This is a genomic window from Oceanobacillus halotolerans (assembly GCF_010993955.1).
GTDB lineage: Bacteria > Bacillota > Bacilli > Bacillales > Amphibacillaceae > Oceanibacillus_A > Oceanibacillus_A halotolerans.
Genome location: NZ_WIXL01000001.1, coordinates 254,135 through 272,882, shown reverse-complemented (window position 1 = coordinate 272,882; position 18,748 = coordinate 254,135). Strand labels below are relative to the sequence as shown.

Here is an 18,748-nt window from a genome sequence, read left to right as displayed (position 1 = left end):
TGTTAAACTCTACTAAAAATGAATAAATAAAAGTAAGGTTTTTGTGAGCTAAAATGTTTAAATAACTCTAAGGAATGGCCATATGAAGAAAAGAATTAATTTTGTATCACAATCCTTAGCTGCTGGATTTTTTACTTTAGTCATTATAATTGATTTCTTCCCTAATTTAGGTATAAACATGTTGTTTGGTATAGCTGGTTTTATTATTTTTGTTCTATTAGCTGCTATTACTCACCAAAAGGGTGAGCCATTATATAGATCAAGTAAACAAGAATTTATATTTACTGTCCTTTCAGGAATATACCTCTTCTCTTTATTAATAATTTTAAACCTACTTGGAGGTAACTCACAGAGCGCTATTAGTTTAACTCACCCCATCCTCTTAGTATTATATTTTTCAGCACTTCTTTTTTCTTACATTAGATATAAAAAGAAGAATTAAAACAAACAAGTTACGATAATAATGATTATTACTAATCTAAAGATTGTTGCTTTTTTGAGTATAAATCTTAATGCGTTGATAGGTGATGGTTCGTATATTTCTGGAGCGGGTAAAAACGACATTTTAAGTTCCGCCGCATTTTATATCAGATACGACGCTTAAAAAAATACGAAAGTGCCAATCTAGAAATGGAGCCGGCAATTTCTATTCTTCCTCATATACTTCTTGCATTTGCTTAATTTTCGTTTTCACTTGGTCTACTAAGTAATCAGGTGATAAGACCTTTGCTTTATTTCCCCAAGTCAAAATCCAATTAATTAAACCGTCTGATAGTTTTGCTTTTGTTGTCAAAATGAAGTGATGATCTCCAACTTTTCGAATATCAGCACCTTGGCCAAACCGGTCTAGAACAACATTTACTAACTCCTGGTGGAAACGTATTTTAATCCAGATTTCTTTCCCAGCAAACATATGAAAACTTTGATTGACATATTCCTGCAGATTAAACTCTCGTGGTTCATACATCTCTTCAATAATTGCAATATTACGGATTCGGTCCAGCCGATAATGGCGTATTTCATCTGTATCCTGAAATCGACCGATTAAATAATAGTAATCATTCTGCCAAATCAGTGCATATGGTTCTACATGATAAGTTGCACCATCACGATGAAATTCAAATTCTTTATTAACGTTGTACTTCCCATATTGATAAGTTAATACTTTTCTTTCTGAAATTGCATGGTGTACTCGATCAATATTCAGCTTAACTAATTCATAGTCAATGTTACTAGATTGCCCGACAACAATTGGCTCTGGCAATGTTTTCGCAATATGCCGACTTGTTAGTTGTTTTATTTTTTTAATTAATTTTTTCTTTTCATTTATGGTGATAAATCTCGCTGACAATACAGCATCAATTAACAAACGCAATTGATATGTTTCAAATAGCCTAGACTGATGACTATAGAGGATTTTTCCGTACTTTCCTTTATTCTGAACAATCTCAAAGTCCATCTCATCTAAAGTTGCTAAGTCACGCTTGATTGTTCGGGTGTCAAATTTGGAATCTGTCAGTTGGTTGAGTTTGTTCATTAAAGTTGCTAGGTCTAATTCATGAAATTCATCTGTTTCATTAAATAACATTTCTCTTAATTTTAATAAACGATAATTACTAGATCTCTCCATTGTGACCCCCCGACTTTTTATTTGCTTTTTCAAGTATAAACCTTAATGAATACCTAATGGGCTTATATGCTAGCGAATCACAAACTGTTTAACTTTTTTTGGTATCGCGAGGACAAATGAGGGTTTTCGCGGAACGCTCAGCTCTTTTAGATAATGATCGTCTTTTTCAACGCTTAATGAGGCAATATATTCATGTAAGTTTCCCTGATAGAAGAACTGCATCCCTTCATGATTCCATATATCAGCTGGTGTTAGAAAACATGCTGGTTTTTGAAATTGAAACGAATCAATATCTCGTAAAATTGTCCCAATAAATTGAGAACAAAACATGGCATGATCCCGATTCCATTCAATTTGCAGTAATATCCCAAACAACCCAATAAAATTGTATTTATAATCATTTTTCATTGCTTCAAATTGATTAATTTTTGTGCGTATCTTCTTATATTCCACTTCTGTTACACGATAGGAATAGATAGCACATGTTGTTTGTTTGAAAAATTCGCTTCGAATATCTTCCTTTACAAATCCCCCACTAAAAGGGTTTCGTGGGTTTTTCCTTCCAAAACTATAGACCTCTGTTAACGCTTTATCAAACGCAATCGACACATGATTTAATTTTTCTTTTGTCCAAAAGTGAATTCCTTTGGATAAGTAAGTTCCTGTATCTGTAAAGAGAAAATAAATCTCTTTCATGGTTTTCCCCCTAAAATCACTTTTTAGTGATTGCATATTACTCCCTACTGAAAAAAGGGTTATATATCAAAACCTTACCGAAAATTAGACGATAACACAAGATGAATTATAAATATTTACAAAAATTAATATACCTGTACTGGTAATAATAGATTATTCTCCCTACCTTAACATTGACGAAATGTACTAAATCCCTTAAGCTTAGCTTTGTATACTTTTATTTATTGGAGGATTTCTAACGCATGTTAAATGTTTCAGATGTAAGTTTACGTTATGGTGATAAAAAATTATTTGAAGATGTTAATATAAAATTCACTCCTGGCAATTGTTATGGATTAATTGGTGCCAATGGCGCAGGAAAATCGACGTTCTTAAAGATTTTATCTGGTGAGGTGGAACCGCAAACTGGACATGTATCTCTATCTCCAGGTGAGCGCTTAGCTGTCCTAAAACAGGATCACTTTGCTTATGAAGAATACGATGTAATCGAAACCGTTTTAATGGGGCATGAACGATTATATGAAGTAAAACAAGAAAAAGATGCCATTTATATGAAACCTGACTTTTCAGAAGAAGATGGCATGCGTGCCGCTGAATTAGAAGGTGAGTTCGCCGAAATGAATGGATGGGAAGCTGAATCAGATGCTGCTGTTTTATTAAAAGGACTTGGTATCGAAGAAGAGCTTCATTCAATGAAAATGGCTGATTTATCAGGAGATCAAAAGGTTAAAGTATTGTTAGCACAAGCTCTATTTGGAAATCCTGATATTCTACTTTTAGACGAGCCAACAAACGGACTCGATATTCAAGCAATTCAATGGTTAGAAGAATTTCTCATTAACTTTGAAAATACCGTCATTGTTGTATCCCATGACCGCCACTTTTTAAATAAAGTGTGCACACACATTGCGGATGTAGACTATGGGAAAATTGAATTGTATATCGGGAACTATGACTTTTGGTATGAATCTAGTCAGCTAGCAACGAAAATGGCTCAAGAGCAAAATAAGAAAAAGGAAGAAAAGATTAAAGAACTACAAGCATTTATTGCACGCTTCAGTGCGAATGCTTCTAAATCAAAACAAGCTACATCTCGGAAAAAATTGCTGGATAGCATCACACTCGATGATATTAAACCATCTTCACGTAAATATCCTTATATTGCTTTTACACCTGAGCGAGAAATTGGAAATGACTTATTGCGTGTCGAAGGATTAACCAAAACAATTGGGGATACTAAAGTATTGGATAATGTAAGCTTTACCATGAATAAAGATGACAAGATTGCATTAGTTGGAAAAAATGATATCGCCAAAACAACGCTATTCAAAATTTTGATGGGTGAAATGGAACCAGACGCGGGAACATTTAAGTGGGGAGTCACTACTTCTCAATCGTACTTCCCGAAAGATAATAGCGCCTATTTCGAAAATAATGATTTGCCATTAGTAGATTGGTTGCGTCAATATTCCCCAGAAGACGAAACAGAAACCTTCTTACGTGGCTTTTTAGGAAGAATGTTATTCTCTGGTGAAGAAGCGTTGAAAAAAGCAAGTGTCTTATCTGGTGGGGAAAAGGTACGCTGTATGCTATCTAAAATGATGTTAAGCAATGCGAATGTATTGCTGTTTGATGAGCCGACAAACCACTTAGACTTAGAATCGATTACAGCATTAAACAATGGGCTTATTAAATTTAAAGGGTCCATTCTCTTTACTTCACATGACCATGAGTTTGTCAATAGTATTGCAAACCGTCTAATTGAAATCACACCAAACGGTATCATTGATAAAGAAATGACTTATGATGAGTATGTACAAGACCAAAGTCTACAACAGAAAATCAAAGAAATGTATGCAAGCTAATTGTTAAATTATGTACTTCTAGCATTGGGCTGTTGGGAAACCAGCAGTCTTTTTCAACTCTAGTCTTTTTCCACATACGTTTTGTTTTTTATGTCGTATAATCTATATTATGCGACGAAAAGTTGCGCATTGATTTCCGCTCTGGACAGTCGCTTTCACCATGGGCACAAGTGCGACATCTGTTAAAACTTATGCGTTTTCACAGTGTCTTCTTCGCCGCAGGCACGGCCTCAGCCTCCTCTATAGAAAAGCGTAAGCGCCTTGGTCACACCCGACAAGCTTAAGCCAAGCCTCGTGTGGCGGTTTTTGCCACAAAGAGGATTGACTTAAGACCTCGAGGGTGTAGGCGCTGTAGCTAGACATCGGAAGAAGACCGCTTCCTCCGGGGTCTTCGGACACGTGCTTTTCCTGCAGGAGTCGACTGTCCTACGCTCCAATCAACTATTGTATTAGCATTAATGATGATATTAATAAGAAATAGAACACGAGCTAGCGAAGGAAAAACACGAAGACTCCTGCGGGAAGTAGGAGATCGGTGAGACCCCACAGGGCGATAGCCCGAGGAGGCTCACCACTCCCCCGCGGAAAGCGTAGTGTTTTTCCGAAGCGGAGCAATGTGCAGTATTCTAGTTATTGCGTGTATTCCATCTTATATGGCATGATACTATTAAAATATAATTCAAAATACTACTCTTCAATCACTAAAACTATGCTTCTAAAAGCTACTTATCCTTATAGTAGTTAGGGTTCTACAGCAAACAGAAAAAGCCTTGAGTACTCAAGGCTTTTGAATAGATTACTTAATTCATTTCGCTGCTATTTTTTCTAGCATATCCTTTGTCATTTTATCAATATCATATTCCGCTTTAAAACCCCATTCTTCTGCTGCACATGTAGAGTCAATCCCATTTGGCCAGCTGTCTGCGATCTTCTGACGAGCAGGGTCCACATCATAGGACAGTTTAAATTCTGGAATATGTTTTTGTATTGCCTTTTCAAAATCTTCTGGTGCGGCCGAGATAGCTGAAATATTAAATGCGTTGTGGTGTTTCAATTTACTCCCATCTGCTTCCATCAAGGTAATAATAGCACGAATCGCATCTGGCATATACATCATATCCATATAAGTGCCTTTACCAATATAAGATGTGTATGCTTTGCTTTTCACCGCTTCATAGTAAATTTCTACAGCATAATCCGTTGTTCCGCCACCAGGAGGTGTTACATAGGAGATTAATCCTGGGAAACGAACACCTCTAGTATCCAGCCCAAAGCGATGGAAGTAGTAATCACACAATAGTTCTCCAGCTACTTTATTGACCCCATACATGGTAGTTGGTCGCTGGATTGTATCCTGTGGCGTATTATCTTTTGGCGTATCAGGGCCAAATGCACCAATGGAACTAGGTGTGAAAAATTGCAGGTTCAGTTCACGGGAAACTTCTAGTGCATTAACTAAACCACCCATGTTTAAATCCCAAGCTTTTTTAGGTGCTTTTTCGGCCGTAGCAGACAACAGTGCGGCTAAATGCATCATTGTATCTACATTATATTTTTTGGCAATGGCAAACATGGCATCTGCATCCGTAACATCTAACACCTCAAACGGGCCTTTTTCTTTTTCTGCTTCTGTTGATCGTATATCTGTTGCAATAACATTATCGGTACCATAAGTTTCTCGTAATGCCGTGACAAGCTCAGAACCTATTTGTCCTAAGGCACCTGTAACTAATATTTTTTTCATAGTAATCCCCCGTAACGATTTGTTAAATTAGATGAGCCCCATTTCTTTTCCTACTTTTTCATAAATAGCAATGGCATCATCTAACATTTCCTTTGTATGTGCAGCTGTAGGCATATTACGTACACGTCCTGTCCCTCTTGGTACAGTTGGGAACACAATTGCCTTAGCATAAACGCCTTCTTCATTTAATCGTTTACTAAACTGCTGTGCATCCTTTTCATCACCAATAATACATGGTGTAATTGGTGTTTCACTATCTCCTATATCAAAACCAAGATTTTTTAGTCCTTCTTTTAAGTAATTGCCATTTTCCCAAAGCTTGTCGTGTAATTCGGTACTTTCCATTAACAAATCAATCGCTTTTGTACTTGCTGCTGCATCTGCTGGAGATACTGCTGTGGAAAATAGGAATGGACGCGAACGCACTTTTAACCAATCAATTAAATTAGCCTTACCAGCTACATATCCACCAATCACTCCAATTGCTTTGGATAAGGTACCCATTTGGAAATCGATTTTATCCTGTAAGCCGAAATGCTTCACTGTTCCAGCACCTTTTCCTAATACACCAGACCCATGTGCATCATCTACATAGGTAATGAGGTCAAACTCTTCTGCAATTTCCACAATCTCAGGAAGTTTTGCAACATCTCCATCCATGGAGAACACACCATCTGTAATGACCATAATTTTATTGTAGTTTCCTGACTCCACTGCTTCTTTTGCCTTTTGACGTAAATCATCCATATTGGAGTGTTCAAATGGGATAATTTTTGCTTTTGATAGACGGCAACCGTCAATAATAGAAGCATGGTTTAAAGCATCGGAAAGAATTGCGTCATTTTTATCCATTACTGCAGATATCGCAGCCATATTACAATTAAATCCTGATTGATAAGAAATAACTGCTTCCGTTCCTTTGAATTGGGCAAGTTTTTTCTCTAATTCAATGTGTAAATCTAGTGTCCCATTGATAGTACGAACGGCTCCAGCTCCAACTCCATGTGTTTCGACTGCTTCTTTTGCTACCTTTTTCAATCGATCATCCGTTGCAAGACCTAAGTAATTGTTAGAAGAAAGATTAATTAACTTTTTACCGTCAATATTTATGACTGGACCATTCGCACCTTGTACTGGGTCAATCTCATTATAAAGTCCACGTTCCTTTAAGTCGGCAATATTTTCGTCTAGAAATCCTTGTAAAACCTTACTTGACATCCTTTATTCCTCCTTGTTATGTAAGCGTTTTATACACATTTGTCCACTTGATATGAACACTTTGTTTTACTTTCATGCTTGTTGCTTATAGTTTAACATAACACTCATAAAATGTTTACTTGAAAAGAACATAGAATTGTTAATTCTTTATCAATCTTATTGTTTATCAAAATACGATAATCATACAGTAAAAAATATAATTACGTTTGCAACATTTACCTATAAAAAAGGATGGCAGATTGAAAGAAATTTTATTATACTAGACTAGTGAACAGGAGATACACCTCTCCTAAACCATAGTTTTAAATGGGGGAACAATCATGAAAAAACTATTAATGGCTCTGTTTTTAGCTATGATTATTGGTTTTAGTGTAATCGGTATTACACAACTTGGACCAGAATCAAATGAAATAGTAGACCATAATGAAGATGAACATACCATCGATATACAATAATAATGATATTTACAAAATAAGTATGTTTTCCGTCGGAGTATATATTGTAACGTAAAATACCGCATTGGGAATACACTACGCTTTCCGCGGGCTTGCGATGAGCATCCTCGTTCACAAACAACACTCACTTTGGGGTCTCATCATCTTCGTGTATTTCTTACGCTAGTTTTGCGCTATTCCACCTCTTATCATTGTTACTGCTTATTTGGTCATTGGTTGTAGTGTAGGACAGTCGACTACTAAGGAAAAAACACGCAGTTAGATTTGAGCAGGAAGCGCAGTTTGCTTACGAGGAAGCTAAAAGCGTCTGTCCGAAGCGGAAATCACTACACTATGTTACGTAACAATTTAAGTAAATTTTGGTAAATTTACCTAAATTGATAAATAATTTTCGTTATTGGTGTGGAAAATAACCTAAAATAAAAAGGGTATCGAAAATGGCATAATCTCATTTCCGATACCCTTTTTGATTGCTGACGCTTCACGCTTATTCCACAATCGTTACGTCAACTGTACGAACACCCCATTCAAAGGCTTCTTTTTTAGTTGATACATGAAGGTCAATTTTATTTCCTTTAATAGCTCCGCCGACATCTGCTGCTGTAGCATAACCATACCCTTCAACATACACTTCAGATCCAAGTGGAATAACATTCGGATCTACTGCAATCACTTTTGCATTTGGGTTATTATTTAAATTTACACCAGTGGCTGTAATACCAGAGCATCCATCACAATCCGCTGTATAAGCAGTTGCCGACACGGTTATCGTTTTACCAGATGGATCTTCATTATTTGCTTTTGTGGATGTGGTATTCCTTCCATTCGTTGACGGCTCCTGATTAGATGCTCTTACTGCTTCTTTGACATCTTGATCAGTATCTTTGATCGTTAAAGCTTGTCCAATCACAATTAAGTCCGATTTTAAGTCATTCCATTCTTTTAGCTCCTCAACAGAAACATTAAAATCTTTTCCTATTTCAGATAACGTATCACCTTTTTGAACAATATATTCATAATATAATGCTAGTTTTTGCTTCGGGTGTATCACAGTTGATTTTAATTTATTGATTTCGACTAAGTCATCTACAGTAGTATTGTAATCTTGTGCAATATTCCAGAGGTTATCTCCTTTTTCCACCTCATATTTTTCTGCTGATGCACTTGTTACCGTTGCGCCAACAATCATTAAGCCAGTAGCAACCATCGCTACTATTTTCTTCATAGGTAGTCCCTCCTTAATTTTTACCATTGCATATCGTACCATAGGTAAATAGGCAATGCGTTTACAAGACATTTAAGAGTCTATTACAAGGGTTACCAGAAATAATAGATTTTATTACAAATATAATAGATTCATATCAAAAAATTTTTTTGCGTCTAATTTATGTCAAATAACGCGTTGGTGTCATATAGTAGAAATTTGTTTGAAAAAAATAAATGGTAGGTGATTTCTGTGAGAAAAAAGAAGATAAGTAAGCGGCGAGGTTCTCAATAAAAAAATTTTGCATTAATAAAGTTATTTGTGGATTGAGTTTATTTCTCATTACACAATCTTTCTAACAAAAGCGTAAGCGCCTTTATCATCCCCGATTGGAAAACTAGGCTTTTCGCCAAGTTCTTATGGCGAAAGCATTTTGTTGCACTTTCCCAATTAAGCTTCTATTATGGAGCACACAAAAATACACACGTTATTTTCAAATGTACAATAACGTGTGCTTAGAAATACATTATTCACCCATAGTCACCATTCCGTGGATAGAGAAATCCAATTAATGCTTTCATACTATTTTAACAAACTACTCACAAAGTCACTGATTGCATTTACTAAGTTACTAAAGAAGTTTTCTACACTATTCCAGAAACCTTCATCATTCACAAGCTCCTCTATTTTACCCGACACTTTAGAAGCAATATCACTTAATTGATTTTTCACTTTATCAAAATCAATATTTAAATTCCGCATCTTTTCGAATAAATCAGTTAAGCGTTGCATGTCTTCTTCACTTAGTGATATTTCAAGTTTATCGAGTTGTTCTTTTACGATCTGTTCTACTTCTTCTTTTGTAGCAGGATTCTGTTCAGCAATGGTTTGTTTTATGTCTGTAATTAGTTCACTTACTTTTTCTTGATTTAGCCCTTCCTTTTCGGCTAGATCAGTCGCAACTCCCAATTCTTCATTGGCTAATTCCATCCGCGCTTTATCAAGTTCTTCTCCTTCAACATCATATGCTTTATAAATACCTGTTAATGCAGAATGTCCACTAACCGCTACAGGTGAGGCAACATCAACCGTTGCATTTTCAACACCTGCTGTTAATAATGCGTTGGCATACATTTCATTAGTTACTTCAGTAATATTATCTGGGGTAACAATATTGATCGTTAGGCCTTCCCCTTCTTCTTCACGAACAATTTTGGCAGAAGAGAACATTCGTGAATTTGGGTCACCATTAATATAATTGGCAATATCTTCACCTGTCACGGAATATTCCTCTACTGTATCTGGGTCCCCTACATTTAACAATTCACGAGTTTCAGTCTTTTGTGCATCAGTCAGAGTATCCCCATATACAATAATTGGTACACCAAGTTTTTCATTAATACTCTCTGTTTCTTTTTCTCCACTATCGGCATATACGGGTAAAACGGCGCTCATTATTAAGGTTGTCATCATCAAAACCAAACCGATAAGTTTCATATAGTTTTTCATCATTAATGGCTCTCCTTTACTTTTATACTTAACATTACTTTATGCTTGTACCATTCCAAATGATGTTTGTGTTTCCATTATTATAACGTTAAATGTCTTTTATGGATAGATTTTTCTTTAATAAGGCTAGTCTTTAAACAATTGGTGTTTTTTAATTGATAGATGTCCCATATAAAAACCTATACCCATCCCGGATAGATCTTACGGTGATGATAATAACGGAATGACGGTTCATCTGTAAAACGTAGGTGGTTCCTCTTTCCGCTATTGGTAAGTAAAGCGCAATTTTTCAGGTCACGGGGAATCCTCGTTCCGCTATTGGCGGTAAATCATTGGATTATGAGGGGAAAAACTGCTTATAACGGAACGACGATTACATAACAGGCTTCAAACATGGTTTTTTTAGTAAATAACGGAATGAGCATTCATTTCATAAGAGAGGGCGGTTCCTCGTTCCGCTATTGAGGCGAAAAACGCATTTTTTCAGCTCAAAGAGAATCCTCGTTCCGCTAATAGCACAAACCATTGCATTATGAGGGAAAAAATGCTTATATCGGAACGACGATTACATAACAGGCTTCAAACATGGTTTTTTTAGTAAATAACGGAATGAGGATTCATCACTAGGGAGGTCCTCTTCCCGCTACTAATAAGAAATCTTCTCTAAAAACAAGGAACTTGCAATCAGGGTTGTTCTTTTTTTAAAATTTAACTTGATTTAAGCATTAAACTTTAGTATCTTCTTATTATGTAATATATTTAGAGTACCGAAATAAATTTTAAGAAAGAAGGTCTTAGTCATTAACGAGCATGATCCAAGTGTGAAACGAAATGTCACAATAATGTGGTTTGCCAACTTTTTCACAGCTGGAAGTATCACAATGGTACTCCCATTTTTATCCTTGTATATTGAAACACTCGGAGACTTCTCTGATTCCTATGTACAAAGTTGGTCTGGATGGATTTTTGGTATAACCTTTGTAACTGCTTTGCTTTTTTCTCCTATTTGGGGACGAATTGGGGATAAGTATGGTAGGAAGAAGATCTTGATTATGTCTGCCATTGGCCTAGGCCTATCTATTTTCTTAATGGGATTTGCTTCTTCTGTATGGGAGCTTTTTTTATTACGTCTGTTTATGGGGATCTTCACAGGCTTTATCCCAATGTCTCAGGCACTTATTTCTACCCAAACCCCAAAAGCTGTTGCTGGAAGAGTTTTAGGAACACTCCAAACAGGTAGTATTACGGGTACGTTAATGGGACCTATGCTTGGTGGAAGTCTTGCAGATGCATTTGGATTCGCATCAACATTTCAATGGGTTTCACTTACGGTATTTTTATCAGCATTTATCGTTCTATTTGGTGTAAAAGAAATGAAAGTGAAAATATCTGATGATCAAGACCATCGTTCTTATTCCAGCAAAGAAGTCATTTTACACATTGTAAAGCATCCTGTATTACTGATTGTCATGATTATTTCGACCCTTATTCAAGTTGCTCATTTTAGCGTACAACCAATACTATCATTATATGTGGCTGAATTACATGGCCCAGTCAATATTGCATTTTTCTCTGGGATGGCCTTTTCAGCAGCAGGCCTAGGTAACTTACTGATGACTCGCCGTTGGGGAAAATTAGGTGACAAGATTGGGTATATCAAAGTCCTTATTGTTTTATTATTTATAGCAGGAATCGTTTACTTCCCTGGTGGTTTTGTAACAAGTGTTTGGCAGTTAATGATTCTCCGCTTTTTACTTGGTGTATCAATTGGGGGAATTATTCCAGTCCGAATTGCTTATATACGACAAGAGGCACCATTATCCATGCAAGGAGAAGTGCTTGGCTATAACACAAGTCTTCGCTTTTTAGGGAATATTATTGGTCCCGCACTTGGCGGTATGATTGCAGGAGGCTTTGGAATCTCTTCTGTCTTCTTTGTAACAAGTGCCATTCTTCTCTTAAGTGGAGTAATCTTACTTGGTGCATGGTATAAACATGAATATAGTGGAAGAACCGCACGTACGTTAACACATTCTAGAAGCTCATAATCCATAACAGTAACCATTTTTGGTTACTGTTATATTTTGGCTAAATTCCGCTTCCATTGATTGATTTTTTTTGCTAAATATGCTAAAACTAACAGGGCCAAGAAAATACATTAGGAAAGAAAGTGATACACATTGGGTATCGTCATTGTAGAGGTTTGTGACGGAAATGCGATCACTACATTAGATATAGAAACAATTATTGAAAAGGAATTTCCAGAAGTGGCTGTATTAATGAATGATTGCTTGTCGTTTTGTGGTCTATGTCGTGTAAAGCCATATGCAATCGTCAATAATAAACGTGTGTTTGGCCATACACCAGAAGAATGCTTAGCTAAAATTAGGGAAGCAATAAAAGAAGAATTAGCTGTATATCACTAACAGCTAATTTTTCTTTTTTTGCCATTTTTTATTCCCCAGGAAATTTTTTGTCGTAAATTGTTTATAAGCTTGCCTTAAAAATATCAATCGAGTCTTGCTTCGTTAATGTTTTAAAGTTACCATACTCTGGACGAGCAACTACTGTTTTTTCTGCCATCTCTTCCACAGATGACTCGTCAATATCATAATCTGCTAACCGAGAAGGTGCACCAAGCTCATTCCAAAATGTACGTAAACGATCAATTCCTTCTTCAGCAATGGCAACATCAGATTTCCCATCTGTTTCTACATGAAATACACGTACAGCGAACTGCTTAAATCGTTCAACGTTTTCTTTATCCAGGACATGTCTCATCCAATGTGGGAATAAAATGGCTAATCCCCCACCATGTGGAATATCATGAACAGCGGATACAGCATGTTCTAAATTATGAGAGCCCCAGTCACCGCGGAATCCCATACTTAACATATCATTTAGCGCAAGTGTTCCACTTAGCATGATCGTTTCCCGATATTCGTAGTTTTCTGGGTCATCTAATAATTTTGGTGCTGTCTCCATGATTGTCTTTAGTAGTGATTCACAAAAACGATCTTGGATTGGTGTGTTAGACGTTTGATGAAAATAATGCTCTAGCACATGGGACATCATATCCACAATACCATATACCGTTTGATCCTTAGGTACAGAAAAAGTATGGGTTGGATCCAAGATAGAAAATTTAGGATACGTATACGGTGAACCCCATCCATGTTTTTCATTTGTTTCCCAGTTTGTAATAACACTACCACGATTCATTTCAGATCCTGTCGCAGCATGAGTCAGTATGGTTCCAAATGGTAAGGAGTCTGTTGGTTGCACCTTTTTCGTGACCACATCCCACATATCTGCTTCTAATGTGGCACCAGTGGCAACCGCCTTCGTACAGTCAATCGTACTTCCACCACCAACAGCTAGGACAAAGTCAATACCATTTTGTTTACATATTTCAACACCTTTTCGAACAGTGGAGATTTTTGGATTTGGCTCAACACCAGGCAATTCATAGATTTCAGCATCTATTTCCTTTAGTTTTCCGACAACGTTATCATAGATCCCATTTCGCTTAATACTTCCGCCACCATAAACGATTAAAACTTTTGTTCCGTATTGTTTCACTTCCTCTGGCAGTGCATCTAATTGGCCTTTTCCAAAAATTAGCTTCGTTGGATTCTGATATGTAAAGTTATCCATCGACTCATCCCCTCCATTATTTCGTATAGACTACGGCATCCATTTCTACTAATACATCTTTTGGCAAACGGCTTACTTCTACTGTTGCACGAGCTGGATATGGCTCTGTTAAATATCCTCCATAAATGTCATTTATAGTAGCGAAGTCATCCATTGAAGCAATATAAATGGTGAATTTCACAACTTGAGAAAAATCAGCACCTGCTTCTGTCAAAATAGCTTCTAAATTATGTAATACTTGTTTGGTCTGATTTTCAATTCCCTCAACTACTTCACTTGTTTCAGGATTAATGCCAATTTGACCAGAAATATAAATGAAATCTCCTGCTTGGATTGCTTGTGAGTATGGCCCAATAGCAGCAGGTGCCTTTTCTGTATGAATCGCTTTTACCATTTTCATCCTTCCCTTCCAATTTTCTTTTACCTTATCATAACACTTCATGAATCAATTGGACAAAAATTTAGTTATTCACTCGACTAGCAATTACATCTTTATATGCCATGACATCTCGAACATAATAGATATCTCCATAACAAGCATTATACTGCTTTGCTTCTTCGCGTAAGCATGTATAAATCGACTTATTTGGAGCATTTTGATACATTTGTTGTGAAAAATCAATTGCAATATCCTGTGAGTAAGAACCTGTTTCTTTCTTTACATAATCAATAAAGCCTTTCCCAAAGTTATAAGCTTGAACCGCTAACTCAATATCACCATCAGCCTCTTGTAAGTTTTGAGAAAAGTATTTCACCCCTTGTCTGATAGAAAGCTCTGGATCCTGAATACAGTGTCGCTCCCCACAATAACTCTCTGAAGCCTGCATTGGATCCTTTCCTCTACCGCTTGACTCTTGCATCATCATAGCTAATATCACATCCACATATTCACTTACACCATATTGTTTAGCATACTTTTCTACTGTCTGTTGATGATTCTCCACTTCTTCACTTAATAATATCGGTTCTGATCGTTCATTCGACTGATGCATTGCCAAAAATGACACGACCACAAATACTATACTTAACATAATTGGAATCAATAGAGCTTGTTTCATTGCTTTTTTGGTTTTTCGTTTCATCTTTGGCATAATTCCCCCAAATAATAGATTACTAATCTGCTATTAGGATTACCCTTTTTCTTGATCTGCAAACAGTTCTTTCTCTCGCCATTTTCCAAAACGATAATATAAATAAGCGAAAAGACTACTTAATAGAAAGCTCATTCCCATTCCAACTGCTATCCCTACATCCCCTAGCCAATTAGAGAAAATAGCTGCTAATGGATAGCGAAGCACCCATAGAGAAAGAATGTTTAATGCTAAGACTTGATACATTGCACCAGAAGCTCGCACAATACCATTTAAAATAAAGTTAATTCCTAAAAATGGATAACATAACGCGACAATTTGTAAATAAATGGTTCCAAATGCTACGGCTTCACTGTCTTGAATAAATAGACGTATTCCGTATTCAGCAAAAATTACAGCAATAATGCCGATCGTGAGCATTATTGAAAAATTATACAATACGCCATATTTAGCAATCTCTTTTACCCTTGACCAATTACGGATACCAATATTTTGGCCTGCCATGCTACTAACAGATGTACCTAGTGCATGTGCGGGTAACATTAATAAACTATCTAATCGCTGTGCAGCACCAAACCCCGCAACAACATCCTCCCCAAATGTGGTAACGACACTCATAATGGCTGCTACCCCAGCAGAAATAACTGCCATCTGTAATCCAGAGGGAATTCCTAAATTTAAAATCACCCCAACTACCTTTTTAGAAGGTAAAGTTGGTAGCGTAAATGGTGCTAATCGATGGCGTAACACATGAACAAGTCCGTAGACAAAGGCACTACCCTGTGCCGCAATGGTTGCCAATGCAGCTCCAGCTATCCCTAAGTTAAACCCTGCAATAAATAAAGGTGCAAACACAATATTTAAGATAACAGCCATTGTAACAAAAATAAGTGGTGTTTTACTATCTCCAAGTGCACGTAATACAGTACTGATAAAGTTATAACCAAATAAAAATAGAATTCCGAGGAAATTTAATTGAAGATAGGTTGTTGCTTCTTCTAAAATTCCATCTGGTGTTCCTAATAACCGCAAAAAGAAGCTTGCAAACACATAACCAATGATCATTAACACAATAGATATACCTGTTAGTATGACAACAAATGCGTTTAAATATCGTTTTAAGCCATCCTCATTTTGTTTTCCTTTTTGTTGGGATAATATAGCTAGTGCAGCATTATTTAACCCAAGTACAAAGGACAAGACGGTAAAAATGATCGTACTGGATATCGCAACAGCACCTAATGCATCTGCTCCTAATAAGTTCCCTACCCATAAACTATCCGCAAACTGATAAGACGTTTGCAGAAGATTGGTTAACATAATTGGTCCAGAAAAGACTATTAACTGTTTTAGTATGTTTCCTTCTGTGAAATCTCGTTGTTTCTTCACAGCCATTTCACCTTTCTTATTGTACATAGTCATATTTATTTTATCATGAATCACCTAAAAGAAAAGATAAGAAGATGTTTAGCACATGATTGTTGTCTAAAAAGATGGTTGCATTAAATATAAAACGTCATACACATAAGATGGATTATACGCAATAAAAAAGTGCTGTTGATTTCCGCTCCAGACAGTCGCTTTCCGCAGGCACGGCCTCAGCCTCCTCGGAAGAAAACCACTTCCTCCGGGGTCTTCGGACACGTGCTATTCCTGCAGGAGTCGACTGTCCTACGCTCCAATCAACTAGTGTATTAACAATAATAGGAAATGTTGATCATATCAGTGGAGGAAAAACACGTAGACTCCTGCAGGAAAAGAGGCCTAGGTGAGACCCCGCAGTGCGTAGCACGAGGAGGCTCAACAGCCGCCTGCGGAAAGCGAAGTGTATTTCCGGAACGGGTAAACACCCTAAACATCGCCTTAACTTTACTGCGCATAATATACATGATGTGCAGTAAGAGACATGAAAAAACAACATTGTATACGAAAAGCGCCTAGCACATTTCTCCCAAACAAAATAGGCTTCCAAATTTGGAAGCCTATTTTTTCTAAATGCTAATAAATGTATACTTTAACATAATGGATTATTCTTCAATATACACATCTTTTAATTGTAAAATTTGTGTCGGTAGTACAGAGAAGTTTTTCACTTCATCACGTACACCCATTAGATAATCTTGGTGATGTATATAAAGCATTGGTGCGATATCCACAAGCATTTCTTGTGCTTCACTATAAAGTGCTTGACGTGCTTCTGGGTCCTCTTCGCGACGTGCTTCATCTAAAATGGCATCTAATTCCTCATTTTCAGTAAATGTTCGGTTACCTGGTTGACCAACATTAGCAGAATGGAACAATGGATGCATTGCATAGTCTGCATCACCTGTTGCCGTCGACCATCCTAGTACAAACATGTCATGTTCCCCTTCAGCTGTTTGTTCTAGATAAGCACCCCACTCTACAACTTCTACTTCAACTTCAATTCCAATTTCACTCAATTGCTGCTGTACATTTGTCGCAGCATCGATACGTTCACGGTTATCATTTGTCCATAGTGTTGTAGAGAAGCCATCTTCATAACCAGCTTCAGCTAATAATTCTTGTGCTTGTTCTGGGTCATACTCTAAACCAGATACACTGTCATCAAATCCAAATACATCTGGTGGAATTGGACCAATTGCTGGTGTACCAATACCATCATAAATACCTTCTATAATTTGATTTTTATCGATAGCCATCGAAATCGCTTGACGGACTTGCTTATTATCAAATGGTTCTTTTGCCATGTTAAATCCAATATAGGATAAACTTACACTACCTTGTGTATGAACATGTGTATTTTCACCATTTTCAATTTGTGGAATGTCGTTTGGACTTAACGGATTAGATATATGAGAATCTCCTGTTTCTAACTCAGCTACGCGTGTTAAATCCTCTGAAACAACTTTAAATGTGACAGAGTCAAGTTTAGCTGATCCATCCCAATAATCTTCATTTTTTACTAAACGGATGTATTCGCCTGGTTCCCATTCATCAAATACGAAATATCCAGTACCAACAGGGTTTTCATTGACAACACTACCAGGATCTTCTCCTTCTTCCATTGCAGCATAGTCCTCTTCAATTACATCTAACGAAACCATTGCCCCACCACTATGTGCTAAGTGTGCAGGAAGTGGAGAGAATGGATATTCTGTTTCAAAGCGAACCGTATAGTCATCCACTACTTCTATATTAGTAACTGCTTCATATAAAAACGCACGCGGTGATGCCACTTCTGGATCTAAAATACGTTCAATATTCGCTTTTACAACCTCAGCGTTAAACTCAGATCCATCATGGAATGTTACACCTTCTTGTAATTTAAACTCCCAAACTGTGTCTTCAACCAATTCCCAGCTTTCTGCTAGACTTGGTTGTACTTCCATATTTTCATCTTGCTTTGTTAATGACTCATAAATATTTGCTTGGACATCACTAGAAGGAACGTCATTCGAACCAGCAGGATCTAAGGAAACTGCATCAGAAAGATTTGCAACAACTAAATCGCCACCTTCTCCACTACTTTCCTCTTCACTTGCTGCTTCATCCCCATTATCTGTTGTTTCCTCACTATCAGCATCATCGTCATTACTTCCTCCATCATCTGTTGGCTCACTTGCACAGGCCACTAATACCAAGCTTAGTAACAACATAAATGCGAATAGAATTAGAGATTTTCTAGATAGTTTCACTA

At 36.8% G+C, this 18,748-nt stretch carries 16 protein-coding genes; 5 read left to right on the top strand and 11 right to left on the bottom strand.

Annotation, left to right across the window (positions count from 1 at the left end; all coding sequences use genetic code 11):
* The first annotated feature begins 82 nt into the window (after positions 1–82).
* On the top strand, positions 83–442 hold the full coding sequence (locus tag GHC26_RS01270; protein WP_163969427.1) for a hypothetical protein: 360 nt from the start codon (positions 83–85) through the stop codon (positions 440–442).
* Positions 443–646: 204 nt separating this feature from the next.
* On the opposite strand, the gene GHC26_RS01265 is transcribed toward GHC26_RS01270, so the two are convergent.
* Both GHC26_RS01265 and GHC26_RS01260 read right to left on the bottom strand, forming a co-directional pair.
* Positions 647–1,630: a helix-turn-helix transcriptional regulator gene (locus GHC26_RS01265; RefSeq protein WP_163969426.1), complete on the bottom strand. Its 984-nt coding sequence runs from the start codon at positions 1,628–1,630 to the stop codon at positions 647–649.
* Between the two features lie 69 nt (positions 1,631–1,699).
* Positions 1,700–2,326 carry a hypothetical protein gene (locus GHC26_RS01260; RefSeq protein WP_163969425.1) on the bottom strand — a complete coding sequence of 209 codons (627 nt, stop codon included), beginning with the start codon at positions 2,324–2,326 and terminating at the stop codon, positions 1,700–1,702.
* A 242-nt stretch (positions 2,327–2,568) separates the two neighbouring features.
* On the opposite strand from GHC26_RS01260, the gene GHC26_RS01255 reads away from it, so the two are divergent.
* The gene (locus GHC26_RS01255; protein ID WP_163969424.1) at positions 2,569–4,191 is read left to right on the top strand and encodes an ABC-F family ATP-binding cassette domain-containing protein; all 1,623 of its coding nucleotides are present in this window, start codon (positions 2,569–2,571) and stop codon (positions 4,189–4,191) included.
* Between the two features lie 805 nt (positions 4,192–4,996).
* Here GHC26_RS01255 and GHC26_RS01250 read toward each other — a convergent pair.
* Together GHC26_RS01250 and GHC26_RS01245 are read right to left on the bottom strand one after the other, a co-directional pair.
* Positions 4,997–5,935 (bottom strand): L-threonine 3-dehydrogenase, encoded by a 939-nt coding sequence (locus GHC26_RS01250; protein ID WP_163969423.1) that lies wholly within the window; start codon positions 5,933–5,935, stop codon positions 4,997–4,999.
* Positions 5,936–5,962: 27 nt separating this feature from the next.
* The gene (locus tag GHC26_RS01245; protein WP_163969422.1) at positions 5,963–7,153 is read right to left on the bottom strand and encodes a glycine C-acetyltransferase; all 1,191 of its coding nucleotides are present in this window, start codon (positions 7,151–7,153) and stop codon (positions 5,963–5,965) included.
* A gap of 320 nt (positions 7,154–7,473) precedes the next feature.
* On the opposite strand from GHC26_RS01245, the gene GHC26_RS16015 reads away from it, so the two are divergent.
* On the top strand, positions 7,474–7,608 hold the full coding sequence (locus tag GHC26_RS16015; protein WP_264175942.1) for a hypothetical protein: 135 nt from the start codon (positions 7,474–7,476) through the stop codon (positions 7,606–7,608).
* A 487-nt stretch (positions 7,609–8,095) separates the two neighbouring features.
* Here the strand turns inward: GHC26_RS16015 and GHC26_RS01240 are convergent, their stop codons facing one another.
* Both GHC26_RS01240 and GHC26_RS01235 read right to left on the bottom strand, forming a co-directional pair.
* Positions 8,096–8,833: a LysM peptidoglycan-binding and 3D domain-containing protein gene (locus GHC26_RS01240; RefSeq protein ID WP_163969421.1), complete on the bottom strand. Its 738-nt coding sequence runs from the start codon at positions 8,831–8,833 to the stop codon at positions 8,096–8,098.
* A 561-nt stretch (positions 8,834–9,394) separates the two neighbouring features.
* On the bottom strand, positions 9,395–10,321 hold the full coding sequence (locus tag GHC26_RS01235) for a DUF1002 domain-containing protein (RefSeq protein ID WP_163969766.1): 927 nt from the start codon (positions 10,319–10,321) through the stop codon (positions 9,395–9,397).
* An 842-nt stretch (positions 10,322–11,163) separates the two neighbouring features.
* Here GHC26_RS01235 and GHC26_RS01230 point away from each other — a divergent pair.
* Together GHC26_RS01230 and GHC26_RS01225 are read left to right on the top strand one after the other, a co-directional pair.
* On the top strand, positions 11,164–12,369 hold the full coding sequence (locus tag GHC26_RS01230; protein WP_163969765.1) for an MFS transporter: 1,206 nt from the start codon (positions 11,164–11,166) through the stop codon (positions 12,367–12,369).
* 132 nt (positions 12,370–12,501) lie between these two features.
* Positions 12,502–12,747 (top strand): DUF1450 domain-containing protein, encoded by a 246-nt coding sequence (locus tag GHC26_RS01225; protein WP_163969420.1) that lies wholly within the window; start codon positions 12,502–12,504, stop codon positions 12,745–12,747.
* A 61-nt stretch (positions 12,748–12,808) separates the two neighbouring features.
* Here the strand turns inward: GHC26_RS01225 and GHC26_RS01220 are convergent, their stop codons facing one another.
* The 5 genes from GHC26_RS01220 to GHC26_RS01200 form a co-directional block, all read right to left on the bottom strand.
* On the bottom strand, positions 12,809–13,978 hold the full coding sequence (locus GHC26_RS01220; protein WP_163969419.1) for an iron-containing alcohol dehydrogenase: 1,170 nt from the start codon (positions 13,976–13,978) through the stop codon (positions 12,809–12,811).
* 16 nt (positions 13,979–13,994) lie between these two features.
* The gene (locus GHC26_RS01215) at positions 13,995–14,372 is read right to left on the bottom strand and encodes a RidA family protein (RefSeq protein WP_163969764.1); all 378 of its coding nucleotides are present in this window, start codon (positions 14,370–14,372) and stop codon (positions 13,995–13,997) included.
* Positions 14,373–14,439: 67 nt separating this feature from the next.
* Positions 14,440–15,069: a lysozyme family protein gene (locus GHC26_RS01210; RefSeq protein WP_318936954.1), complete on the bottom strand. Its 630-nt coding sequence runs from the start codon at positions 15,067–15,069 to the stop codon at positions 14,440–14,442.
* Positions 15,070–15,108: 39 nt separating this feature from the next.
* Entirely contained in the window at positions 15,109–16,458 is a 1,350-nt protein-coding gene (locus GHC26_RS01205; protein ID WP_163969418.1) for an MATE family efflux transporter, read from the bottom strand.
* Between the two features lie 638 nt (positions 16,459–17,096).
* A complete protein-coding gene (locus tag GHC26_RS01200) occupies positions 17,097–18,746 on the bottom strand; it encodes a glutathione ABC transporter substrate-binding protein (protein ID WP_163969417.1) in 1,650 nt (549 codons plus the stop codon).
* Positions 18,747–18,748 lie beyond the last annotated feature (2 nt).